Origin of the sequence: Aestuariivirga sp., assembly GCF_047602625.1 — a bacterium.
Taxonomy (GTDB): Bacteria; Pseudomonadota; Alphaproteobacteria; order Rhizobiales; family Aestuariivirgaceae; genus Aestuariivirga.
The window spans coordinates 1983913-2006288 of record NZ_JASGGV010000002.1 but is presented as its reverse complement, the minus strand read 5'-3'; the positions used below and the strand labels follow the sequence as shown (position 1 = coordinate 2006288).

General features: G+C 61.7%; 21 protein-coding genes. 5 read left to right on the top strand and 16 right to left on the bottom strand.

Annotated features, from left to right (window positions below; genetic code table 11):
• The first annotated feature begins 18 nt into the window (after positions 1-18).
• Complete coding sequence (locus QM694_RS14925) at positions 19-615, top strand: hypothetical protein (protein ID WP_415007714.1); 597 nt, start codon at positions 19-21, stop codon at positions 613-615.
• A 4-nt stretch (positions 616-619) separates the two neighbouring features.
• Here QM694_RS14925 and QM694_RS14920 read toward each other — a convergent pair whose 3' ends face one another.
• From QM694_RS14920 to QM694_RS14905, 4 genes are read right to left on the bottom strand one after another with little or no spacing between them, the layout of a single operon-like run.
• Complete coding sequence (locus tag QM694_RS14920; RefSeq protein WP_415007713.1) at positions 620-1993, bottom strand: FAD-binding oxidoreductase; 1374 nt, start codon at positions 1991-1993, stop codon at positions 620-622.
• Between the two features lie 4 nt (positions 1994-1997).
• The gene (locus tag QM694_RS14915; RefSeq protein WP_415007712.1) at positions 1998-2777 is read right to left on the bottom strand and encodes an HpcH/HpaI aldolase family protein; all 780 of its coding nucleotides are present in this window, start codon (positions 2775-2777) and stop codon (positions 1998-2000) included.
• Between the two features lie 20 nt (positions 2778-2797).
• On the bottom strand, positions 2798-4417 hold the full coding sequence (locus QM694_RS14910; protein ID WP_415007711.1) for a GMC family oxidoreductase: 1620 nt from the start codon (positions 4415-4417) through the stop codon (positions 2798-2800).
• Complete coding sequence (locus QM694_RS14905) at positions 4417-5196, bottom strand: SDR family NAD(P)-dependent oxidoreductase (RefSeq protein WP_415007710.1); 780 nt, start codon at positions 5194-5196, stop codon at positions 4417-4419. The genes QM694_RS14910 and QM694_RS14905 overlap by 1 nt, the downstream gene beginning before the upstream one ends.
• 104 nt (positions 5197-5300) lie before the next feature.
• Between QM694_RS14905 and QM694_RS14900 the strand changes: the two genes are divergently transcribed.
• A complete protein-coding gene (locus QM694_RS14900; RefSeq protein WP_415007709.1) occupies positions 5301-6479 on the top strand; it encodes an alpha-hydroxy acid oxidase in 1179 nt (392 codons plus the stop codon).
• On the opposite strand, the gene QM694_RS14895 is transcribed toward QM694_RS14900, so the two are convergent.
• The 3 genes from QM694_RS14895 to QM694_RS14885 are packed head-to-tail and all read right to left on the bottom strand — an operon-like array spanning position 6464 to position 9784.
• Positions 6464-7576 carry a serine hydrolase domain-containing protein gene (locus tag QM694_RS14895; protein ID WP_415007708.1) on the bottom strand — a complete coding sequence of 371 codons (1113 nt, stop codon included), beginning with the start codon at positions 7574-7576 and terminating at the stop codon, positions 6464-6466. The two genes, QM694_RS14900 and QM694_RS14895, sit on opposite strands and share 16 nt — an antisense overlap.
• A 9-nt stretch (positions 7577-7585) precedes the next feature.
• The gene (gene betI / locus QM694_RS14890; RefSeq protein ID WP_415007707.1) at positions 7586-8170 is read right to left on the bottom strand and encodes a transcriptional regulator BetI; all 585 of its coding nucleotides are present in this window, start codon (positions 8168-8170) and stop codon (positions 7586-7588) included.
• 27 nt (positions 8171-8197) lie between these two features.
• On the bottom strand, positions 8198-9784 hold the full coding sequence (locus QM694_RS14885) for a flavin-containing monooxygenase (RefSeq protein WP_415007706.1): 1587 nt from the start codon (positions 9782-9784) through the stop codon (positions 8198-8200).
• A 118-nt stretch (positions 9785-9902) separates the two neighbouring features.
• Here QM694_RS14885 and QM694_RS14880 point away from each other — a divergent pair, with 118 nt between their 5' ends.
• Together QM694_RS14880 and QM694_RS14875 are read left to right on the top strand one after the other, a co-directional pair.
• Positions 9903-10640, top strand: coding sequence for an SDR family oxidoreductase (locus QM694_RS14880; RefSeq protein WP_415007705.1), 738 nt, complete (start codon positions 9903-9905; stop codon positions 10638-10640).
• Entirely contained in the window at positions 10637-11362 is a 726-nt protein-coding gene (locus QM694_RS14875; RefSeq protein ID WP_415007704.1) for an SDR family NAD(P)-dependent oxidoreductase, read from the top strand. The genes QM694_RS14880 and QM694_RS14875 overlap by 4 nt, the downstream gene beginning before the upstream one ends.
• A 3-nt stretch (positions 11363-11365) precedes the next feature.
• On the opposite strand, the gene QM694_RS14870 is transcribed toward QM694_RS14875, so the two are convergent.
• From QM694_RS14870 to QM694_RS14860, 3 genes are read right to left on the bottom strand one after another with little or no spacing between them, the layout of a single operon-like run.
• Complete coding sequence (locus QM694_RS14870) at positions 11366-13465, bottom strand: ABC transporter permease (RefSeq protein ID WP_415007703.1); 2100 nt, start codon at positions 13463-13465, stop codon at positions 11366-11368.
• The gene (locus QM694_RS14865; RefSeq protein ID WP_415007702.1) at positions 13462-14511 is read right to left on the bottom strand and encodes a quaternary amine ABC transporter ATP-binding protein; all 1050 of its coding nucleotides are present in this window, start codon (positions 14509-14511) and stop codon (positions 13462-13464) included. Before QM694_RS14865 ends, QM694_RS14870 begins: the two co-directional genes overlap by 4 nt.
• Before the next feature lie 53 nt (positions 14512-14564).
• Positions 14565-15506, bottom strand: a complete 942-nt coding sequence (locus tag QM694_RS14860; protein ID WP_415007701.1) for an ABC transporter substrate-binding protein — start codon at positions 15504-15506, stop codon at positions 14565-14567.
• Positions 15507-15741: 235 nt separating this feature from the next.
• On the opposite strand from QM694_RS14860, the gene QM694_RS14855 reads away from it, so the two are divergent.
• The gene (locus tag QM694_RS14855; protein ID WP_415007700.1) at positions 15742-16317 is read left to right on the top strand and encodes a DUF4126 domain-containing protein; all 576 of its coding nucleotides are present in this window, start codon (positions 15742-15744) and stop codon (positions 16315-16317) included.
• Here QM694_RS14855 and QM694_RS14850 read toward each other — a convergent pair.
• The 6 genes from QM694_RS14850 to gcvA all read right to left on the bottom strand — a co-directional run bounded on the left by QM694_RS14850 (position 16314) and on the right by gcvA (position 22305).
• The gene (locus QM694_RS14850; RefSeq protein ID WP_415007699.1) at positions 16314-17222 is read right to left on the bottom strand and encodes a DMT family transporter; all 909 of its coding nucleotides are present in this window, start codon (positions 17220-17222) and stop codon (positions 16314-16316) included. The genes QM694_RS14855 and QM694_RS14850 overlap by 4 nt on opposite strands.
• 58 nt (positions 17223-17280) lie before the next feature.
• Positions 17281-17412, bottom strand: coding sequence for a hypothetical protein (locus QM694_RS14845; RefSeq protein WP_415007698.1), 132 nt, complete (start codon positions 17410-17412; stop codon positions 17281-17283).
• Positions 17413-17510: 98 nt separating this feature from the next.
• Positions 17511-20129 (bottom strand): ATP-binding protein, encoded by a 2619-nt coding sequence (locus tag QM694_RS14840; protein ID WP_415007697.1) that lies wholly within the window; start codon positions 20127-20129, stop codon positions 17511-17513.
• A 136-nt stretch (positions 20130-20265) separates the two neighbouring features.
• A complete protein-coding gene (locus tag QM694_RS14835) occupies positions 20266-21204 on the bottom strand; it encodes a serine O-acetyltransferase (RefSeq protein WP_415007696.1) in 939 nt (312 codons plus the stop codon).
• Positions 21188-21379, bottom strand: a complete 192-nt coding sequence (locus QM694_RS14830; protein WP_415007695.1) for a hypothetical protein — start codon at positions 21377-21379, stop codon at positions 21188-21190. The genes QM694_RS14835 and QM694_RS14830 overlap by 17 nt, the downstream gene beginning before the upstream one ends.
• Positions 21379-22305 (bottom strand): transcriptional regulator GcvA, encoded by a 927-nt coding sequence (gene gcvA, locus QM694_RS14825; RefSeq protein WP_415007694.1) that lies wholly within the window; start codon positions 22303-22305, stop codon positions 21379-21381. The genes QM694_RS14830 and gcvA overlap by 1 nt, the downstream gene beginning before the upstream one ends.
• Positions 22306-22376 lie beyond the last annotated feature (71 nt).

Below are 22376 nucleotides of genomic sequence, written 5' to 3'. Positions count from 1 at the left end.
GTTGCCCGGGAGGCAGGCATGAAACCGCTGATCTATGCCGAATATATGCGGCGCGACCGCGCAATGCCCTCGCACGTTTTCCGTCATCACGTGCGGCAGGATTGGCAGGCCGATGGCGATGTCATCGTCGCCAATCTCGCGCGCACCATGAAGATGGGCGCCGAGCCGCATCACATGTGCTGGTGGCGCATTCCGTCCATTGAGCGAATGGACACGTGGGAAGATTTCTTCCGCACGCCCGAGGGCCGCGCCTATGCGGCGCAGTCCCCCGTTGCGCAGGCCGTCGATTTTTACGAATGCGGGCTGTTCGATATTCTCGTCGACCCCGCCATTGCCCCGGGCGCTCTGATCCTTGCGGAATTTTTCGATCCCGGCACGCAAAAGCCAGGCGCGCTCGAGAAGATTTTCCGTGCGCGTGAAAAATCATCTGCCGCTGCCCGGCTTTCCGGCCTTCTTATCCGCCTCGGCATGATGGGGCCGCCGCCCGGAGGAATCGCCGTCTGGTCATTCAGCAGCTATGCCGAAAGCGAACCCTTTCTGCGGCAACAGTTGGCAAGCGGCGTTCCGATCACAGCCGCGGGCTTTTACCGCCCGCTTGGCGAAGACATCGCCTGAAAGTTCAGAATATCTTGCCGGGATTCAGGATGCCGTTGGGATCAAGCGCCGCCTTGATGGCCCGCATGGCGGCGATTTCACCGGCGCTGCGGGAATGGCCGAGATAGTTTTTCTTCGCCAGCCCGATGCCGTGCTCGGCGGAAATCGATCCCCGGTATTGGGCGATCAGCCCATAGATGAGCCGCTGCACCTCGGGCTTCCGTTCCGGTGATGTGAGCCCCGTGGTCACATGCAGGTTTCCGTCTCCCAGATGGCCGATGATGTGCAGGCCCAGATTTTCCGGAATATCCCGCGCCAGCAGCGCCTCCGCATCCCTCGCGAATTGTTCCATGGCCGAGATCGGCAGGGAAATATCGAAATCGATCATGGTCTGGAAGAATTTGACCTCCGGCTCAAACTCTTCCCGGATCCGCCACAGCTCGCCGCGCTGGCGGGAGGACTGCGCCACGACGATATCAGCGGCGTAGCCTTCTTCCAGCAAGCTCGCCATGACGGCTTCAAATCTTTCCGCATCCGCTTCCTCGCTGAACCCTTCGGCTTCGCACAGCACATAAAAGGGAGAGCCAATCGGCAACGGCGGGGAAGCGGGGCACAGCGCTTCGACGTTGAAATCATAGAACTCTCGCCACATGATTTCGAAGGACGACAGCGTGCCCTGAAGATTTTCGCGCATTGACCGCAAGGCGGCCGTCACGCCGACAAAACTGTCAAATGCCAGAAGTGCCGTATTCACGGTGCGCGGCAAGGGATGGAGGCGGAGCACCGCCTTTGTGATCACGCCCAGCGTGCCTTCGGCGCCGATGAACAGATTCCGCAGATCGTAGCCGGTATTATCCTTGGTATAGGGGACAAGATGGCTCAGCACCGTTCCGTTGGCCAGCACACATTCAAGCCCAAGAACCTGATCGCGCGCCACACCGTAGCGCATGGCTTGAAAACCGCCAGCATTGGTGGACAGCAGGCCACCCACCATGGCGCTACCGCGCCCGCCCAGATCAAGGCCGAACCGCAGACCGGCTTGTTGGACTTTATTTTGCAGAGTCTCGAGAATGACACCGGCTTCGGCTTCCACCGTCATGCCATCCGCATCGGGAGGCGCAATCGTGTTCAAACGCTCCATTGACATGAGCAATGTCTCGGGTGTGCCGCGCGTGGCGTGGACAAGATTGGTGCGGCCGCCCTCGACGATGACGGGCTGCGCATGCCGATCGCAATAGGCAAGAACAGCGGAGACTTCGGCAACCGATCCGGGCTTCACGAGGCCAAGCGCCACGGTGGGCATATTGTTCCAGAAGTCCTGTGGCCGCGCGCGAAGCTCCTCACCCGCCACGGCATGCCGCTCACCGACGATGGCAGCCAATTCGGAAAGGCGGGACAAAGCCTCAATCTCCGGATGCGGCAGACAGGTCCATCAGCAGGCGCTGCCCGGCCTGCTTGATGAAATCCATATCCGATCCGCAAGTGAACAATGAAAAGCCGATCTTGCGCAACGCCGGCAAACGGTCAACGGATGTCAGATCAATCGACACCCTCTTGCCGTGCGCCTTCGCGGCATGAACGACGCGGGAGAAGGCCTCAACCAGCCTGTCACTCATGCCGCCGATCGGAAGGCCAAGCGAACTTGAAAGATCAGCCGGCCCCACGAACAGCATGTCCACGCCCTCGACGGCGGATATCTCTTCCACATTGGCAAGGCCCTCGGCACTTTCAATCTGGACGATCAGCGTGGTCGCCGCATTGGCCTCGCGCAGATAATCCTCAAACCCGTCGTAGAATCCGGAAGCGCGCCACGGGCCAACGCCACGGCTGCCAAGCGGCGCATATTTGCAGATGCTGACGATTTCCCGCGCCTGCTCGGCCGTCTCCACCATGGGAATCATGAGTCCCGCTACGCCGGAATCGAGCGCCGTTTTCATTTCGCCCGCCGCCATGGTGGTGGGACGGAATATCACCGGCATTTTATAGAGATCGGCGGCGGGCAGAAGCGCGCTCAGGCCTTTCGCATCAATGGCGGAATGTTCAGCGTCCACCAGCAGGAAATCAAACGCCAGCCGCGCTAGGACTTCCATCACATTCGGATCGGCAATCCCCACCCATGGGCCGAAGACTGCCTTTTCCCCATATATCTTTGCCTTCAGCGTTTTTCCGATGTCGATGATCATGGCGAAATCCTGTGTTGACTTTATGCGGCGCTGGCCCGGGGTAGTGGTGGCTTGCCCAGGATCATGTCGGCCGCCTTTTCGGCGATCATGATGGTGGGCGCGTTGGTATTGCCGGTTACCAGCACCGGCATCACCGACGCATCAACCACCCGGAGATTCTCGATGCCATACACCTTCAGTGTTGCATCCACCACGGCGAGCGAGTCGCTACCGGTTCCCATCTTGCAGGTGCAGGCGGGATGATAGCCGGAAATCGCATTGCGCCGGATATAGTCGAGAATATCGCTGTCCGACTGGATCGCGGGCCCCGGCCCGATCTCTGCCTTGCGATAGGGACGGAACGCCTCCTGTTCGCCAATCTCGCGCGCCGCACGCACGCCTTCCACCATTTCGCGGCGATCCTTTTCCTCGCTGAGATAGCGCGGATCGATCAGCGGCGGGTCGGCCATGCGATTTGACCGGAGGCGGATCACGCCGCGGCTGTCGGGGCGCATCTGATTGATGTCGATCTGATAGCCGCTGGCCGCTTTCTTGCGGTGGCTCTTGGGATCCTCGATCAACAGCATGGGCGTGAAGAAAAACTGCAATTCCGGCGCGCCATCGGGATCAAAGGATTTGAATGCGCCACAGCTCCAGAAGGGATGCGCGCCCGGCCCCGATTTGGTGAGAAGATATTTGAGACCCAGCATTACACCGCGATCGATGCGCTGATAGCGGTCAAAAGTGGCTAGTGGATCGTTCGTTTCATATTTCACCGGCAGATCCAGATGATCGCTGAGATTGGCGCCTACGCCGGGCAGATTCAGCGCGACATCAACTGAGGCGCGCTTCAGATCGTCTTCAGGCCCGATGCCGGAGACCATCAGCAGATGCGGCGAGGAAATTGCGCCCAGGGCAGAGATGATCTCGCCGCCCATGATCTCCTCCACGCGGTCGTTACGCCGCACTCTCATGCCGACCGCGCGCCCCTTGTTCAGGATAATCTGCTCGCATGCCGCGCCCGTCATCACGGTGAGATTCTTGCGCGACAGAAAGGGGCGGATATAGGCCTCGGCCACATCACTCCGCCTGCCGCCGCTGACGCTCACATCATAGATGCCAAAGCCTTCCTGCCGCTCGGCATTGAAATCCGGATTGCGGCGGTATCCCGCCTGCGCGGCGGCTTCGAGGAAAGCGAGGTCAATCGGTGCGGCGCCACCGGCAAAGCTGGTGCGCAGTGGCCCACCAGTGCCGTGAAATTCATTGTCACCGCGATGGCTGTGCTCGAGACGTTTGAAATAGGGCAGCACATCGGCATAAGACCAGCCATCGAGGCCACGCTGCCGCCAGCCGTTATAATCCGCGGGGTTGCCACGAATATAAACCATGCCATTGATGGTGGATGATCCGCCCAGCCGCCGCCCGCGCGGCCAATAGACCTGGCGGCCGAACATTTCCGCCTGCGGCTCGGTGCGATAGGCCCAGTCATAGGCGGGCCTGCCGAAAATAAATCCGTTGGCGGTCGGCATGCTCACGAAAATGCTGCGCCGCCCGGACCCGGCCTCGATCAGCAGAACCTTGTTGGCCGGATCGGCGCTCAGCCGGTTTGCCAGCACGCAGCCTGCTGAGCCTCCGCCCGCAATGATGAAATCATAGTTCATCACCACAGGCTTCCAAGCGACACGGTGATGGCCTGCCCGTTGATGCCGCTTGATGCAGGGCTGGCGAGGAAGGTGATCGTTGACGTCACTTCATCGACGCGTACGATGCGCCCCGCAGGATTGGCAGCCGCGCGCTCCGCCCACACGGCTTCAACCGTCATCTTGCGGCGCTCGGCTTCCACTTCGGCATCGCGCTCCGCCATGTCGGTGCGCACCCAGCCGGGCAGGATTGCATTGCAGGTGCCGCCAACCGGCGCCAGATCCTGCGCCACCGAGCGCATCAGGCCGATGACGCCGTGCTTCGACGCGCAATAAGGCGACATCGAGGGTGCGCCCACTTCGCCAGCGGTGGAACTGATCAAAACAATGCGGCCCCATTTCTCTTCACGAATGTCGCGCGACACGACATGGCAAAGCTCGAAGGCGCTGTCCAAATTGATGGCCATGGTTTCGCGCCAGCTGCTGAGCGACTCGTCGAAAATCGGCTTGTCCATATAGCCGCCGCGCCCCGCCGCATGAACGAGAAGGGTCACTGGCCCCAAATCACGTGCTGCGGCGAAGACCTGCGCACAGGCGCCGGGTTCGGCCAGCGACGCCACCATCGTGGTGATGCCGGGAGTGTCTGCGAGCGTTGCCAGCTGTTCACGGTCACGCGCCACACCCAGCACCCTGGCGCCGCGCGCCGCCAGTGCGATTGCCGCATCCCGCCCCATGCCGCGGCTGGCGCCCGTGACAAGCGCAACGCGGCCTGACAAATCCTGAGATATCTTCGCTGTCATGTCACTGCCCACGCGCTGGAACTATCGCCAAAGCTTTTCATTTTTGCACCTTCCTCACAACAGCGTTTTTCAGCATAACAAGGAACAGACGACGGGCTGAGGGTATGGTGAAGCCAGCTGTTTCGATCTCGGATTTGCGCGAGCGTGCAAAGGCGCGCCTGCCGAAAATCCTGTTTGACTGGATCGATGGCGGGGCGGGCGATGAACGCGGCCTGCGGGAGAATGAACAGGCTTTCGATGCCTACCGCTTTTTGCCGCGCTACATGCTTGATGTTTCCCAGCGGCAACAGCAGCAAAACCTGTTTGGCCAAATCTACGCCTCGCCGTTCGGCATCGCCCCAACGGGATATGCCGGGCTCTTTCGCCCCGGCGCCGATCTCATGCTGGCAGCGGCGGCACGCGAGGCGCGGATTCCCTATATCATGTCGGGCACCAGCACCTCGTCCATCGAGGAGGCAGCGGCGATTGCGCCGGAGAATGTCTGGTATCAGCTTTATGCCGCTGTCGATGCCGGGATCACCAGGGATTTGATTGCGCGTGCCGCACGGGCGGGATGCCAGGCTCTGGTGGTGACGATCGATATTCCCATCGCCGGCAAGCGCGAACGCGATCTGCGCAACGGATTTGATTTCCCACTGAGAATTTCGCCGGGCCTGATTTGGGATGGCTTCTGCCACCCTGGCTGGACGCTGGACTATCTCCGCACCGGCGGTTTGCCCGTCATGAAAAACTGGGCGCCATATGCTCCGGTGGGCATAACGCCGGTTCAGGTTGCGCAATTCGCCAACAGCCATTCCTTTGCCGTGCAGACATGGGATCACTTCAAGCTTTTCCGCGATCTCTGGCCGCGCAAGCTCATCGTCAAAGGCGTGATGCATCCGGAGGACGCCCTCATGGCGCTGCGCCTCGGCGCTGACGGTCTCTATATTTCGAACCATGGCGGTAGGCAGTATGATCGCTCGGTTGCGCCGCTTGCCATGGTGCCGATGTTGCGGCGCGCCGTGGGCAGAGATGTACCGCTCATGATGGACGGCGGCATCCGGCGCGGTTCTGATATTCTGACGGCGCTCTGTCTCGGCGCCGATTTCGTCTTTCAAGGCAGGCCGACGCTCTATGGTGCGGCGGCGCAGGGCCTTGAGGGTGTAAACCAGGCGATCGGCATTCTGCGCAGCGAGCTTGATAATTTCATGGGACAAATCGGCTGCCTCGATCTCGGCCGCGACAAGCTGCCGGATTTTCTGGTGCGGATTGACGCGTACGGACTTCTTCAGAGTGAGGCATAGACGGAATCCACCAGCGCTTTCTGCCGCGGGTCCTGCGCATCATCAGCGGCGAGCATCAGATTGGTGACGCAGCCAAAGCCGAACCCAGCTTCGGGATCGGCAAAGCCGATGGAGCCGCCCCAGCCATTATGGCCGAAGGCGGCGCTGCGGCCGAGCCCGAGCGACTCCTCAATCTGAAATCCCGCCGCGAATGCTGCGGGCGCTGCGAAACTTCCATCCCAGCCGCGAACACGCGGACGCGATGCTTCCCTGATCATTTCGGGCGAGAGAAGCCCTTTGCCGCTACCGCCCGCCAGCGTTCCATAGATCGCTGCGAGATCACGCGCCGTGGCGTGCCCGTTACCGCCCGGAATTTCTGCTGCCCGCCACGCACGGTCATTGGGTGCAAGGGCACGCGGAACCGGGTTGCGGCAGCTGTGTGGAAAGGGCGACTCCTGCACAGCCTTGATCCATCTCGACGCGCCCTCACCCTCGCTCATCTCAGCCACGCGCGGTTCTTCGCTCTCGGGAAGCCCGATGTGGAACTCAATGCCCAGCGGCCTTGCAATCTCCTCGCGGACGAATTGCCCGGGCCTGCGGCCATCCACGCGGCGCAGGATTTCTCCCGTCAGAGCCCCGAAGGACAGGGTGTGATAGATGCAATGCGTGCCGGGCTCCCACAGCGGCGCCATGGCGGCCAGTGCATCGGCATAAGGCGTCCACGCATAAAGCCCGGCCTCCGCCATCGGAACCGAAAGCCCGTTGAGGCCCGCCTGATGGGAGAGGACAAGATCAAGCGTGAGGCCGCTCTTGCCGCCTTGTGCAAATTCCGGCCACCAGCGTGAAACAGGCGCGGCATAGTCCAGCCTTCCACGCTCAACCATCATCGCCATGGCAATGGCCATGATGCCCTTGGTCACCGACCACACATTGACCAATGTGTCGCGCTGCCACGCGCGCTGGCGGGCCGCATCCGCATGGCCGCCCCACAGGTCAACGACGGTGCGGCCACCCGCCACGACCGAAACGCCCCCGCCATGTTCGAGGCCGGATGCCAGGTTTGACGCGAAAGCGTCCCTCACACGGGAAAACTGCGGATCACAAAATCCGTCGACCATTGCGTGCCCTCAGTGAATGACGGGAATTCGCGCCGCGACATAGCGCTTCAGGATGTTCCGCGCCTTGACGGGCGTCACGCCGATCCGCGAGAGAACATTCAGCCACAACCCGTCGATCAGCGACATCAGTTCCTCCGCAATGTTGCGTGCCTCAGCTTTCGAGAGGCCAAGGCCGCGCAAATTGGCGATGAGGTTGCTTTCGATGCGCCGTTCATAGGCGCGCTCGAGCCTCGCCAGTGCCGGGCTTTCGGGGATCAGCGAATACAGCGCCACCCACGTCGCCATGATGTCGGGCTGCAGCATCTCGTTGCAGAGCTGCGAGTCCAGAATGGCATTCAGCCGCTCCTGCGGCGTGTCAGCGGCTTTCAGCCGCTCGCGCGTGATTTCCGACAGGGAGCGATAGAGTTCGCGGTAAACGGCTTCAAAGAGGCCTGCCTTGTCGGTGAAGTAATGAACGATGAGCCCCGAGGTCAGGCCGGCGCGCTTGGCGATGCGTTGCATGGTGGCGCGGTTCACGCCCTCGGCCCGAATGCATGCCATCGTCGCCTCGATCATCTGCCGGCGGCGGATCGGTTCCTGGCCTAGTTTCGGCATGCGTGTCTCCAGGTGGGAATTGGCAATCTATGACAGATGAAAGCCATCGTAACCTTTCGCGGCCACATCGCTGCAAATCCTGCCATAGGTGCTGACGCCATCGGCATAGGGCATGAAGACGCGCGGTTTGCCGGGCACATTGGCGCCAAGATACCAGGAGTTTGCCTTCATATAGAGCGTCTTCGCTGCGCCCTCCGTCACATGCCGCGCCCAGTCTTCCTGCGCGTCCGCATCCGCCTCGATCACTGTCACCTTGTTCTTCCGTGCGAAGGCGAGAAGACCGGAAATCCACTCCACGTGCTGCTCGATGGCGACCAGCACATTGGCCAGCACGGAGGGGCTTCCTGGCCCGGTGATCATAAACAGGTTTGGAAACCCCGCCGCCGCCAGCCCGAGATAGGCCTTGGGCCCATCTCGCCAGCGATCTTTCAGCGCAACGCCACCGCGCCCCCGGATATCGATTTTTGACAGCGCGCCGGTCATCGCATCGAAGCCGGTGGCGAGCACCAGCACATCCAGCGGAATGCATTTCCGCACGGTGCGGATGCCATCGGATACAAAGTCATGGATCGGATCGGCCTTGAGGTCGATCAGCGATACGTTGTCCCGGTTGAAAGTTTCGTAGTAATCCGTATCGACGCACAGCCGCTTGGCGCCGAAGGCATGATTCTTGGGGCACAGGAGCTCGGCGGTTTTGGCGTCGCGCACCGTGGCGCGGATTTTCCTGCGGACGAATTCCGCCGCCAGCTCATTGGCCTCTTCCGAGGTCATGAGATCGATAAAGGCGTATTGATAGTTGAAGCCGCCCTCAAGCCAGCGCTTTTCAAACTCCGTCTCGCGCTGTTCATCGGTGAGATCAAGGATCGACACCACGCATTCGTCTGCATAATCGCCCGAAAGCGAATTGCGAGACTTGTCGCGAAGCTCATTGTATCTGGCCTTCATCTCCCTCTGCTCCTCGGCCTTCAGCGGGCCATTCCAGGCGGGGATGGAATAATTTGGCGTGCGCTGAAACACCGTCAGGTGCTTCGCCTGCCGCGCGATGAGAGGAATAGACTGAATGCCGGATGACCCCGTTCCGACCACGCCGACATTCAGGCCGGTGAAATCCATCTCATCCGGCCAGTCCGCGGTGTGGAGAATCCGGCCCTTGAATTCGCCGAGATGGGGAAGGTCCGGCGCTTTTGGGACCGAAAGGCATCCCGTCGCCATTACCAGATAATGCGCCCGGAATAGGCCGCCGCCTTCGGCCTTCACCTCCCAGTCAGAGTTCTTTTCGTCAAATGCCGCCGATTTCACCGCCGTGTTGAAGAGAATATCACGGCGGAGATCGAAGCGGTCCGCCACATGGTTGGCATAGCGCAGGATTTCCGGCTGTGTCGCATAGCGGTGCGACCATTCCCATTCCTGCTGCAATTCATTGGAGAAAGAATAGGAGTAGCTCAGGCTCTCGACGTCACAGCGCGCGCCGGGATAGCGGTTCCAGAACCATGTTCCACCAACGCCGCTTCCCTTCTCGATCACCACCGCCGACAGGCCGAGCTGGCGGACGCGATGCAGCATGTACATGCCGGCAAATCCTGCTCCGACGATGACCACATCGAATTTCGGCACCTAGTTCTCCCTTGCTTGCACCGAAGTTAAATCGGGTCCTGGCAGTGCACAAGGTTTTTATTGACCGATTACTTAATAAAAGAAATGATGCCCCAACAGTTTTTCGGGGGGACGGGGATTGGCTTCCAAAGACCGGATTGTGCTGGTGACGGGCGGCAGTTCGGGGATCGGCCGCGCCTGCTGCGAGCGTTTTGCATCGGAAGGCGCGCGCGTCCTTGCCGCCGATCTCCACTCGCCGGGAAAAGGGTTTGAGAGTTCGCTCATCACCTGGATCGGGCTGGATGTGTCCCGTCATGATCAGTGGCAGTCCTTGACGGCAGATGTCAGGACGCGGCATGGCAGGCTGCACAGCCTCGTCAATTGCGCGGGTATCCTGTTTGAAGGCACTGTCGAGGATACCTCCCTCGCGCAATGGCGCAAGCTCATGGCCGTCAATCTGAACGGCACCTTCTTCGGCTGCCAGGCCATGCTGCCGCTTCTGCGGGAGAGCGGAGCTGGATCGATCGTCAACCTGTCCTCCGTTTCGGGCATGAAGGGCGATCCGCTGCTGACGGCCTACGATACCAGCAAGGGGGCGGTGCGCACGCTCAGCAAGGAAATCGCTGTCTATTGCGCCCGGCAATCCTATCCCGTCCGATGCAATTCCGTTCATCCCGGCGTTGTCGAAACGCCGATGGTTTCGGACTTTTTCAAGAGCGCGAAACACTCGACAGAACAGCAATGGAATGCCTCACAGCCCATCGGGCGGCTCATCGCGCCGGAGGAGGTTGCAGGCCTCGTGGCGTGGCTCTGTTCGCCTGAGGCCTCATTCGCCACTGGCGCAGAATATACGATTGACGGAGGCATGACGGCATGAAACTCCGCGGAAAGATTGCCATCGTCACCGGCGCGGCCTCAGGCATCGGCGCGGCCATTGCAGCCCGGTTCGCCGCAGAAGGCGCAACGGTGATCGGCGCCGATCTCACACCTGTCTCCGGTGTAGAGCCAATGGATGTCACGCGGGAGGATGATTGGCAGGCGCTGGTGCGGAAGACGGCTGCGAAACACGGACGGATCGACGTTCTGGTCAATTCGGCTGGAATTTCCCTTGAGGGCGATACGATTGAAACCTGTCCGCCCGCCACGCTGGAGAAAACACTGGCAGTAAATCTCGACGGCACATTTCTCGGCTGCAAGACCGTGATCCCCGTGATGCGGCCACAGGGCAACGGCGCGATCATCAATATCGGCTCGGTGCTGGGGCAGGTTGCCGATGGCATGAGCGCTGCCTACACGGCCAGCAAGGGCGGCGTGCGCATGCTCACCAAATCGACAGCACTTCATCTCGCCCGCACGGCGCCCGGTGTCCGCTGCAACCAGATCTCCCCCGGCTATATCGCCTCGCCCATGCTGCTCAACTGGTTCGATCTCCAAAGCGATGGCGCGGAGATCCGCGACCAGATCGAACGGCGGCATCCCGTGGGCAGGCTTGGACGGGCCGGGGAAATCGCTGCCGCTGCCGTGTTCCTTGCCGCAGATGAGGCCAGCGCCATTACCGGCGCGGATTATGTGATCGACGGCGGCTACACCGCCTGGTGAGATTCAATGCCCGGCGAGGGCTGAATCCTGCGCAGCGCCTTCGCGGCGTGCATGCCAGCCGCGGATGATACGGTCGGCCACCATGGCCACCAGTGCGATGGCGAGGCCCGAGATCAGGCCAAGCCCCGCATTGGCGTTGCCCAGCGCAATATAGACCTGCTGGCCGAGATCGGTCGTCCCGACCATCGCGGCGATTACCACCATCGAGAGGGCGGCCATGATCGTCTGGTTGAGGCCCAGCATGATCACCGGCAAGGCAAGGGGCAGCTTGACGTGAAACAGAAGTTGCGCGGGCGTGCAGCCGCTCTGCTGCCCCGCCTCGATGCAATCTGTGCGGACCTGCCGTATGGCGATTTCGACATAGCGGATCGGTGGCACGATCACATAGAGCATGATGGCAATGAGGGCGGTGAGTTCGCCGACCTTGAAGAACATGAGCGCCGGAATGAGGAACACGAATTGCGGCATGGTTTGCAGCGCATCGTTGATGGGCCGCAAGATCTTCGACACCCGGTCGCTGTGCGCCGCCCAGAGGCCCAGCGCGCCACCGATTAGCAGGCACAGCACCGTGGCGATAAAGCAGAGATAGAACGTCTGCAGGAACGGCTTCCACAGGCCGAGAACGAGAATGAAAAGGCAGCTCAGAAACGCGAAGATCGCGGTGTTGCGCCCCGCGCATGTCCACGCAAGCGTTACGATCACCAGAATCAGGGCGGGCCACGGAAATGTGTTGAGGCCAAAGAAATAGACGAGGCCTGCGAAGATCACCGCCACGGCCGGCCGCCAGCTGAAGCGCGCCGCCAGCAGGCCCGCCGCCCCGGCGATGATCGCGGCATAAACGGCAATCACCGTTGGCGTCAGCGCAATGCCCCAGGACATTGGTGTCACGCCACGGATCATGCCGATGCGCAGCGGCACAATGACGAAATAAAGGAAGTTGTTCTTGAAGGTTTCAAGCGGCGTGGCATAGCGCGCCACGAGGCCCAGCACCCATTGATTGAGCGCTTCCACATTGATCAGCCCGCGCTGATCCGCGAAGGGAATCGCAAGCCCCACGCCTGCGATATTGAGCATGATCGCCAAGCCAAGCAGCAGGGCGGCGGCGATCCAGAACAATCGCGGTGTCAGCCATGCAGGTGCGTTGCCGCCCTGCGCATATCCGAGGGTAATGCGGTCCATCACCATGGCCATCAGCGCAATGGCGAGGCCCGACAGAAGGCTTTGGCCGAAGGCCGCCTGCCGCATCGAGGACAGAACCACCCAGCCGATGTCATCAAAGCCGCCGATGAAGGCCGCGATGATCACGATGCTGAAGGCATACATGGTAGCCTGATTGATGCCGACCAGAATCTGCGGCATCGCGCTTGGCACTTCCACCATCCACAAGCGCTGGCGCGAGGTGCAGCCGCTCATCACCCCGGATTCAGCAATGTCCGATGGCACGCGCTGCAAGCCCAGCGCCGTGTTGCGCACCATCGGGGGCACCGCGTAAAGCGCGCTGGCGATCAGGCCGACGACAGGGCCAAACCCAAACAGCAGCAGCAGCGGGATCAGATAGGCGAAGGCGGGCATGGTCTGCATCAGGTCGAGCATGGCTTCGACGATTGCGCGCGACCGTGGAACCCGGTGCACCAGCACGCCGAGAAAGAAACCGATCGCCACCGACATCGGCACCGCCAGCAGCACCAGCGCCAGCGTGTTCATGCTTTGCCGCCAATATCCGGCGATCACCAGATAGGCGAGCGTGGCAATCGCGAAGAGGCATAGCCGCCAGCCACCGCTTCCGAGCGCAATCAGCCCGATCAGCCCGAACATCACGGGCCAGGGCGTCCACTGCAAAGCCGCCTGCACGCCGCGCATCGGAAAATCCATCGCCCATGTGAAGCTTCGGGTGACGGGGGCCACGAATTGCGCCGCAGCGGTGCTGAAGCTGTCGATGGCATTGGCAATCGAAAGCACCCAGTCCGGCGGATAGACGGCAAGCCATGGCAGGGTATTGCGCGCCAGAAGGCATATGATCGTGAAGGCCAGCACCGCGAGCCAGATCATCAGATCGCGGTCGCGTTGCCGCGCAATCGGAAGGCTTTGGGCGATCTCGGTCAATGCCGCCGCTCGCGGTCACGATCAAGGACGGCAAGCACCGATTTTGCGTCAATCGAGCCCTGCACGTGATCCCTGTCAGCGACCTGAAACGCTTTTGCGCCGCGCGCCAGATGGGCAAGCAGATCCTCGACTGTGGCATCAGGCGTGACGGTCGCCGCATTGCTGACGTCATCTCTGGCTGCCGACATGAGATCGGCCGCCCGTACCTGCCTCACCAGCGAAATATCCTCGACGAATTTCGCCACATATTCATCGGCGGGATTGCGCAAAATGTCGGTGGGCTTTCCGAGCTGGATGATTTCGCCCTGGCGCATCACCGCAATGCGGTCGGCCAGACGGAACGCTTCCTGAATGTCGTGGGTGATGAACACGATGGTCTTGTGCAGCTTTTTTTGCAGGCGCAGGAATTCATCCTGCATCTGGCGGCGGATCAGCGGGTCAAGCGCTGAAAACGGCTCATCGAGAAACCACAGGCCAGGACCCACCGCCAGCGACCGCGCAATGCCGACGCGTTGCTGCTGACCGCCCGAAAGCTCATGCGGAAAGGCCTTTTCACGGCCCGCCAGCCCCACGAGTTCCACCATTTCCCGTGCGCGCTGATGGCGCTCCTTGAGTGGCTGGCCCTGCACACGCAACGGAAAGGCCACGTTATCCAGCACGGTGAGATGCGGCAGCAGGCCGAAATGCTGGAACACCATGCCCATGGACTTCCGGCGCAGCTCGATCAGCCGTTTCGGATTGGCGGCCAGAAGATCCTCGCCATCAAGAAGCACCTCGCCGGCCGACGGTTCGATCAGCCGTGAAAGGCAGCGCACGAGGGTGGACTTGCCAGAGCCCGAGAGGCCCATGATGACGAAAATCTCGCCCGTATGAACCGAGAAATTCGCGTCCATCACAGCCGGGATGTGGCCACCCTGTCGCAGGCGGCCGCGAACCTCTTCGCGGGCGCCAGAGAAGACGGCGTCATCCCGGCCAAATGGCGCGGACTGCGTGCTGTAGACCTTCCACAGGTTTCGGCACGACAGCTTGACGGAGTTATTGTCCATCAGACGTCAGGACTTTCCTTTGGCAGGACGCCTTCCGGCCTCCCGCACGACAATCATTGCCCGAGAGCGGCCTTGGTCCAGCCTTCCCAGACTGACGGGTTGGCGTCCACCCAGGCCTGGGTGACGGCATCAATGTCCTGGCCCTTCTTGTCGATGGCCAGAATCATCTTCTGCTGTTCCGTGGCGTCCATCTGGAAGCTCTTCAGAAACGCATAGGCCGCAGGCCATTTGTTCTTGAAGTCCTTGGAAACAACCTTGTGAACCTCCGGCGGATTGATGCAGTGCGCATTGTCCTGCGACTTGCAGGGCGGCAGCTTCACCCAATCCACATCCACTTCCGCAAACACGAAATGCGGCGCCCAGAACATCATGAGCAAAGGCTTTTTGGCTGCTACTGCGGATTCGAGTTCGGCAACTTCCGCACCCTCCGAACCTGCCGGCACGGCGGTGTAAGGCATGTCATTGTCCTTGACGATCTGCGCGGCGCGCGATCCCCAGTCAGCGGGATAGTCAAGAAGGCGGCCATTGGGGAAGGTATCCGGCGTGCTCAGCGCCTGAACGCATTCGGGCTTCATCAGTGCCGTCCAGTCGGGCAGGCCCGGGCAAACCTCCGTCATGTATTTCGGATAGATCCAGCCTTCCTGCGTTTTCAGGCCAAGCTGGCCGATATCATCGATCTTTCCTTCCTGAAGAACCTTCGGGAAAATATCGCCGACATTGTTCATCCAGATTTCAAGCGTCGCGTCGAGCGAGCCATCGGCCAAGCCTGAAAACTGCGGGAAGGATCCTCCCGTCACATATTCGACCTTGTAGCCCATCTTCTCCAGAATGTGCCCGGCGATGTGGGTCGTCACATGCTGGCCCGTCCATTCATTGATCACCAGCTTGATGGCCTGGTCCTTGGCGCCGAGATCGGCGGCTTGAGCTTTCAGCGGCGCACCCGCCAGCATGGCAAGACATGCAGCGGAGATCGCCAGCCGGCGGATACTCTTCATGATTACACTCCCTCGATGTTTCTTTTTCTAAGAGCCGGACGCTCCCTCACGAAGCCCATGATGGCACTTTCATTTCATTTGTCTATTGTTGCTTCGGCCACACTGGCGCACATGGAAAACGCTACAACCATTGCTCGCAACCTCCGTAAGGGAAACTATGCGGTGACGCCCGTGGTATCAGAGCGCGTTCACCGCGAAAGTGTTACACTCTGCTTCCTCTTCGCTGGAGGTTATGATGCTTGATCCAAACCTGCTTCTTCCTGTCGGCCTTGGCATAGGCCTTGCGGCGGCAACGGGCTTCAGGGTGTTCATTCCTCTGTTGACCCTGAGCGTTGCCGCGAATTTCGGCCATCTTCCGCTCAGCGACGGCTTCGCGTGGCTTGGAACGTTGCCGGCGCTGGCGATGCTATCGGTAGCCGCGCTGGCGGAAATCGCCGCCTTCTATATTCCGGCGGTCGACAATCTGCTCGACGCCGTCGCCACACCGGGGGCGGTCGCGGCAGGCATTGCCGTGTCCGCCGCCGTCATGACCGACATGACGCCGATGCTGAAATGGTCGCTGGCCATCATCGCAGGCGGAGGAGCTGCGGCCATGACGCAGGGTGCCTCTGCAGCGCTCCGCGCCCATTCAACCGTGCTGACGGCCGGGCTCGGAAACATGGTTCTTGCCACGTCTGAACTTGGAGGATCACTCGTCCTGTCCATTCTGGCACTGGCCGCACCCATGGCCGCGCTGGCTCTCGTCATCGCCTTCATGTGGCTGGCCTTCCGCCTGCTGCGCAGGCTCAAGCCCCGGAACACTCAAAGTTAGGCCGGATTTCGAGCAGCTTCGGCTGGGGTAAACTGGTTTTGCGAACGGGCGGGAAAGAGTTGCACGATGAAAATTCCCGCCATCACCATCAGCGCGCCAACCAGCGCCAGGCTGCCCAGATGCTCATTGAGAATGAGATAGGCCGCGGCAGCGCCGAATATCGCTTCTGCGCTCACCAGCACGGCGGCCTCCGTTGCCGATGTATGGCGCTGCGCATAGGCCTGCAGGCAGGCCGCGAAACCCGTGTCGATCACGCCAAGGAAAATCAACAGGGGTAAAGCCGCGACTATGCCTGTCATGGATATGGGTTCGACGGCGAAAGATCCGCCAACGCAGACAATCGCGGTCGCGCTAAACTGCAGCATCGTTATCCACCCGGCGCGGCCATAAAGCCTGACGAACTCGCCAAGGCAGATCATCCAGATGGCGAAGCAGAAGGCTGTTCCCAGACAGATCACATCGCCGAGGCTGAAACTGCCAAGCGATCCCCCGCCAATGAAAAACACGCCGGCGAATGTCATGACGGCGGCGAGGAACATGCAGCGCGTCGGCTTTTCCTTGAGCAGCCACCATGAGAAAATTGGCGTCAGCACGGTTGCCGTGTTCACCATGAAACCCGCATTGGATACCGAGGTGAAAGCAAAGCCTGCCTGATAGCCTGTCGTCCCCAACACGTAGCTTGTCATGATGAGGGCGGCGAGCAGCCATCCCTCTCGATCCATCGCGCGGGGCGAGCGGCCGCCCTTCAGCATGACCGGCAACAGCACCGGGATGGCGAAAGCGCATTTCAAGCCATTGGCCAGCAGCGGGCCGATATGTTCGAGAACCGATTGCTGCGCGACATTGCCGGTTCCCCACAGGGCGGCCACGAGAACGAGAACAAAATTCGCCTGCACGCGGGACATGGTCCCTCTCCCATTGAAAAATTGTCTTGATGTGAAAAGCGGCGGCTGCGCGGGCCGCTCAACCGCCGGGCTTGAAGATGCCAGGCGTGGGAGAGAAATAATGAACGCGCGAATTGGCGGTTGCGCCGAGCGGCGGCTGGGCAGGCTTCACCGTCCTGCCGTCAAAAATCAACATCTGATCCATTGTCATGATGCTTCTCCGTTCCCGCCCCCCGCGAATACGAAGACTACCCGGGCTGCTTCCCCGGTCCTTCCGTAGGAACCCCTAGATTTCGTTTTCCCTGCCGATCACGCCAGAAGCCAGGGTTCGTTTCGCAGGCGCAGCATCACATCCATGCGGCTGGAGGAATTGAGCTTTCCGAGGATCGCCGTCACATGGTTTTCAACGGTGCGCGGCGAACAGGCGAGCCGGGAGGCGATATCCTGATTGCTCAATCCCTCTGCCAGGAGGCGGAACACATCGGCCTGCCGGCCCGTCAGGCCAAGCGGGTGCTGCCGCGCCTTGCCGTAGGGGCCTCTCGCCACCTTCACGGGCGAGACCGGCAGGCCCTGAGCCCGCGCCATGCGCCGCGCCGTGGCCGCTGCAGCAGCCGCCCCCATCTCGTCCAGCATGGCAATGGCCTGCGGCAGGCGGGAGGGTTCACCCAGAAGCGAAAGCGCTGCCTCGTAGGGAAGCCCCAGTGCCTGCCAGGCTGCGAAAGCCTCTTCAAATCGCTTCTCGAATTCCGCCAGCCGAGGCGGCGCCATGCGCTCCGCCGCAGCCGGAAAGGGCACCGCCATGCGGCAGCGGCTCCACCACGCCCCGAACGCGCCAAGATCCCAGCCATCAATCCCCTCAAGATGGAGCTGTGAGAAAAGGCCAAGCTGCCTTTGCGCCTCCTGCTCGTCGCCGCGCAGCCAGGCGGATTCAATCAGAGCCAGCCGCGCCGGAACGATATGCTGCTGCTCACCGATGGCGACGGCATCCTGCATGAGCTGTTCAAGAAGCTCGGCAGCGCCATCATGCCCCAACCGCATTTTGGCGCGCGCCAGCACCATCTGCGCCGGCAGCTTGGCGATGAAGGCGAGGGTGATGCGCGTTACAACTGCCGAGGCGATTGCTTCCGCCTCGCGGAATTTTCCCTGCTCCAGCTTCAGCTGCGCCTGCCTGCCCGACAAGATGTGCAGGGCGCCATCAAGATCATGCTGGCTGGCGAATGCCAGTGCCGCGCCCAGCAGGCGCTCGGCCAGAGCAAACTCCTTGGCGAGGATCGCATATTCGATAAAATTCGTATAGGCGCGGCTGGCATGATCGTGAAACCCGTGTGCCAGTGCGAGGTCGAGACTCTCCTGCATGAAAGGCTTGCCCGCGCCATCGCCGGCAAACAGCATCGAGCCGCCGAGATTGTTCAATGCGTGAACGCGCGTCTCCTGATCGCCGAGCGCTTCCGAAAGGGCAATCGCCTTGCGGCTCCAATGGCCCGCCTCCTCGAAGCGGTCGTTGAACATGTAAAGCTGGGCGCGCGTGCTGTAGATCATCGCCAGTTCGCGCGTGGGCGGGACGCCTTCAAAGGCTTGCAGGGCCTCCTCGATAAACCGCACCGCGGCAGGCGAATCGCCGCGCAGCCAGTGAAGACGCGATAGCCAGCGGAGCATGTTGGCGACCTTTTCCGGGCGGCCCGCCTCGCGCCACAACCTCACCGCCTCCATCGCGGCAGCGATGATCTCCTCGCCGATCTTGAGCGACAGGCTGGCCTCCACCGACCAATCCTCGTGAAGCTGGGCCGCGATACCGGGCGGCGCATTTTTCGCGTGGGCTAGGGCGGCGCCCAGATAGCGCGCGGCCTCCCGGTGCGCGCCAAGCCGGATGGCCTCCTGCGCGGCGCGTGCCGCCAGCTCCAGCACCTTCTCTCCCATATCGGCGCCCGAGGCATGGTGAACAAGGCGGCTGAGCGGGATGGCGGCCCGCGCGTTCAAGGCATCATAGGCGCGGCGGTGCAGCATTTTTTGGGCCGAAGGACGCAGGCGATCCAGCGTGGCGGCGCGGGCAATCTCATGGCGGAAACAAAAACGGCCCTCCTCGTCGCGAATGAGAAGGCCGCGATCCGCGCAACTCTCCAGAACCGCATCACAGTTCCTGTCGAGCAGCGCATCCGCCAGCCAGGATTCGCTGCCCACGGGCTCAATGCTGATCGCTTCGAGCAATCCGCGCTCCGCAGGAGAAAGACGCTGCAGCCGCGCCCATACCGCGTCACGCACGGAAGCCGGGGCTTTGCGCGCCGCGAGCGCGCCGCTGGCCACAAGCTCCGTGGCGAAGAACGGATTGCCTGCAGTAATGCGGTGAAGTTCCCTGGCTTCCTCCGGCGATGTTTGCGTGAGGCCGGCGAGCCCGTTGGCGCTCAGTGGCTCAAGGGCAATGCGCTTCGCGGACTCCGAAGGCAGGTCGCCCAGCACCTGCATCAGCGGATGATCGGGGCCTATTTCCTCGCTGCGGAAGCTCACGATCATCAGCGCCCGCATGTAAGCGATCCGGCGTCCCAGATATTTGATCAGGTCAAGCGTGGCGTCATCGGCCCAATGTGCGTCCTCGAAGACAAGAACGGGCAGCCTGGCACTGTCCTGCAACGCTTTCAGCACCGCCGGAAAAATCACCTCCGGCGGGGCGATACGGTCAAGCAGTTCGGCGACATGGCGGTCGAAGCCAACCCCCATGTCGCGCAGCGGCCCAAGCGGGCGCGGCGTGAACAGGGCCTCCGAACCGCCCCGGAACACCTTCATGGCGGGATCTGATTTGGCAAAAGCATCGATCAGCGCGGTCTTTCCCGCTCCTGCTTCGCCGCTGACAATGATGGATTGCCCGGTTCCCGCCCTCGCTGCGCTGGCCGCAGCGGCGAGCGCAGCAAGCGGTCCATCGCGCTCAATCAGCACGCACCGGCCTCCGGCGGGCGCGCAAGATTTTCACGCTATGGGCGCGGGAATTCGGCAAAAGCCAGCTCTCCGGTTGAACGGTCCGGATATTTTCGCGGGCGGCGGGCGAAGTCAACGGCGCTGATGAACGCCAAAGCTATTTCAAGAGTTGCACATCGCCTTTGGTGGAGGCCGCCTGGGTGATGATGCTGCCCGGCAGCACGCTGCGGGTGAGCCACACGTTGCCGCCGATGACCGATCCCGCGCCCACCGTGATACGCCCCAGAATGGTAGCTCCGGCATGAACGACAACATTGTCTTCGAGAATGGGGTGGCGCGGCGTGTTCGGGGCGCGTCCTTCGCCCGCATCTCCCAGCGATTCGCTGGCGCCCAGCGTCACGCCCTGATGAATGCGCACATTGCTGCCGATCACCGCCGTTTCGCCAATCACAACGCCGGTGCCCCGGTCGATGAAGAAGCTCTCGCCGATCCGCGCGCCGGGGTGAATGTCGATGCCGGTGGTGCCATGCGAGATATCGGAAATGACGCGCGCCACGAGCCGCGCTCCCAGCCCATGCAACGCATGGGCGATACGATGATACATGATCGCCGTCGTGCTGCGGTAACACAGAAGAATCTCCGCAATGCTTTCCGCCGCCGGATCGTGCTGAAAGCCGGCGCGCAGATCACTGACCAGAAGCGAACGGATGGCGGGCAGTTCCGCGGCAAAGGCATTGACGATGCGGCGGGCGCGCTGGCGCGCCTCCTGCTGCGTCAGATTGCCGGCATTGAACAGGAGGCCGCGGCTCACCTGTTCGATCAGGCGCGTTGTGGCCGTCTGCAGCGTGTTGGCGATGAACACATCGACTTCATCATCGGTCAGGCCCGGAGGCCCGAGATGGGTCGGGAACAGCGATGTCACCAGCCCGTCCATCACATTCATCAGGATGGCGGGCGAGGGTAGTTCGCGGATGCGGCCGCCCTGGCGGATATTGTGCGTCACCTCGCGCGAGCGCCTGAGGCCTGAAACGATCGCCTCGAGATCGATCCTGTTGGCGGCGGCCTGCGACCTCAGCGGTTCAATCGTGGCGGACATGGGCGGGCCTTTCAGCGGAGATGGAACGTTGCGGCAGGAGAACGTGGCGCATCATGAGTTCGTCACGGGCTGTTTCGCCGTCGTCGCGGTTTTGGGACTGGCGGGCCAGCCGTTCAAACACTTCGCCGAAGCGCCTTGTGACGGCAAGGAAGAACCAGAGGGTTTTATGACGCATCACGCGACCTCCAGATGAAGGTCGTGCAGGCTGGCCTGGGCGCGAAGCCATGCGATGAAATGGGAGACCTTGGGCAGGTTGAGCTTGGCGCGGGGCGCAACGATGTAATAGGCAAAGTCCACCGCCTGCGCCGAGGACAGGGGCTGCACGAGGCGGCCCGTCCGCAGGTCCTGCGCGGCAAGAGCCGCCTTTGCCAGCGCCACGCCACGGCCAAGCACCGCGGCTTCGATCACCAGGCTTGACTGGTTGAAGCGCGGCCCGCGCGTGGCGTCGAAATTGGCGATGCCCGAGGCACGAAGCCACATTTCCCAGGTCGGGCAGGAAGGATCATTGTCCGGGCTGTCATCGTGCAACAGGGTCGTGCCGATCAGGTCGGCCGGTTTTTTTATCGCGCCGTTGGCCAGCAGGAAGGACGGGCTGCAAACCGGGATCACCGTCTCGGCGAGAAGCCTCTCGACGGCGAGATTGGAGTAGATGCCGGCGCCGTAGCGGATGGCGACATCCACGCCATCCTTCATGAAATCTGTAAGCTGCATGGATGCCGAGACATGAACATCGATCTCGGGATTCTGGTGCTGAAAACTTTCAAGCCTGGGCAAAAGCCATTTGGCCGCAAAGGACGGCGCTACGCTGACGCTGAGCGTTCCGGTTTCGCCCAGCGAATCGATGGCGTCCATGGCGGCGGAGAGCTTGGAGAACCCTTCATGCAATTCCCGCAATCCCGCCGATCCGGCATCGGTTAAGGCAAGGCCACGGCCGCTGCGGGCGAAGACGGGCAGGCCGATATGATCCTCCAGCAGCCTGATCTGGTGGCTGACGGCGGCGGGCGTCACGTTCAGTTCTTCAGCGGCGCGGGACACGCTCATGTGGCGCGCCGCAGCCTCAAAGGCGCGGAGTGCGTTCAGCGGAGGAAGCTTGCGTGACATCTTATACCCTATCAATTCAGTATAGAATAATTACCATGCCCTTCGCAGATGCGCAAGCGCGGCGGAAGCTA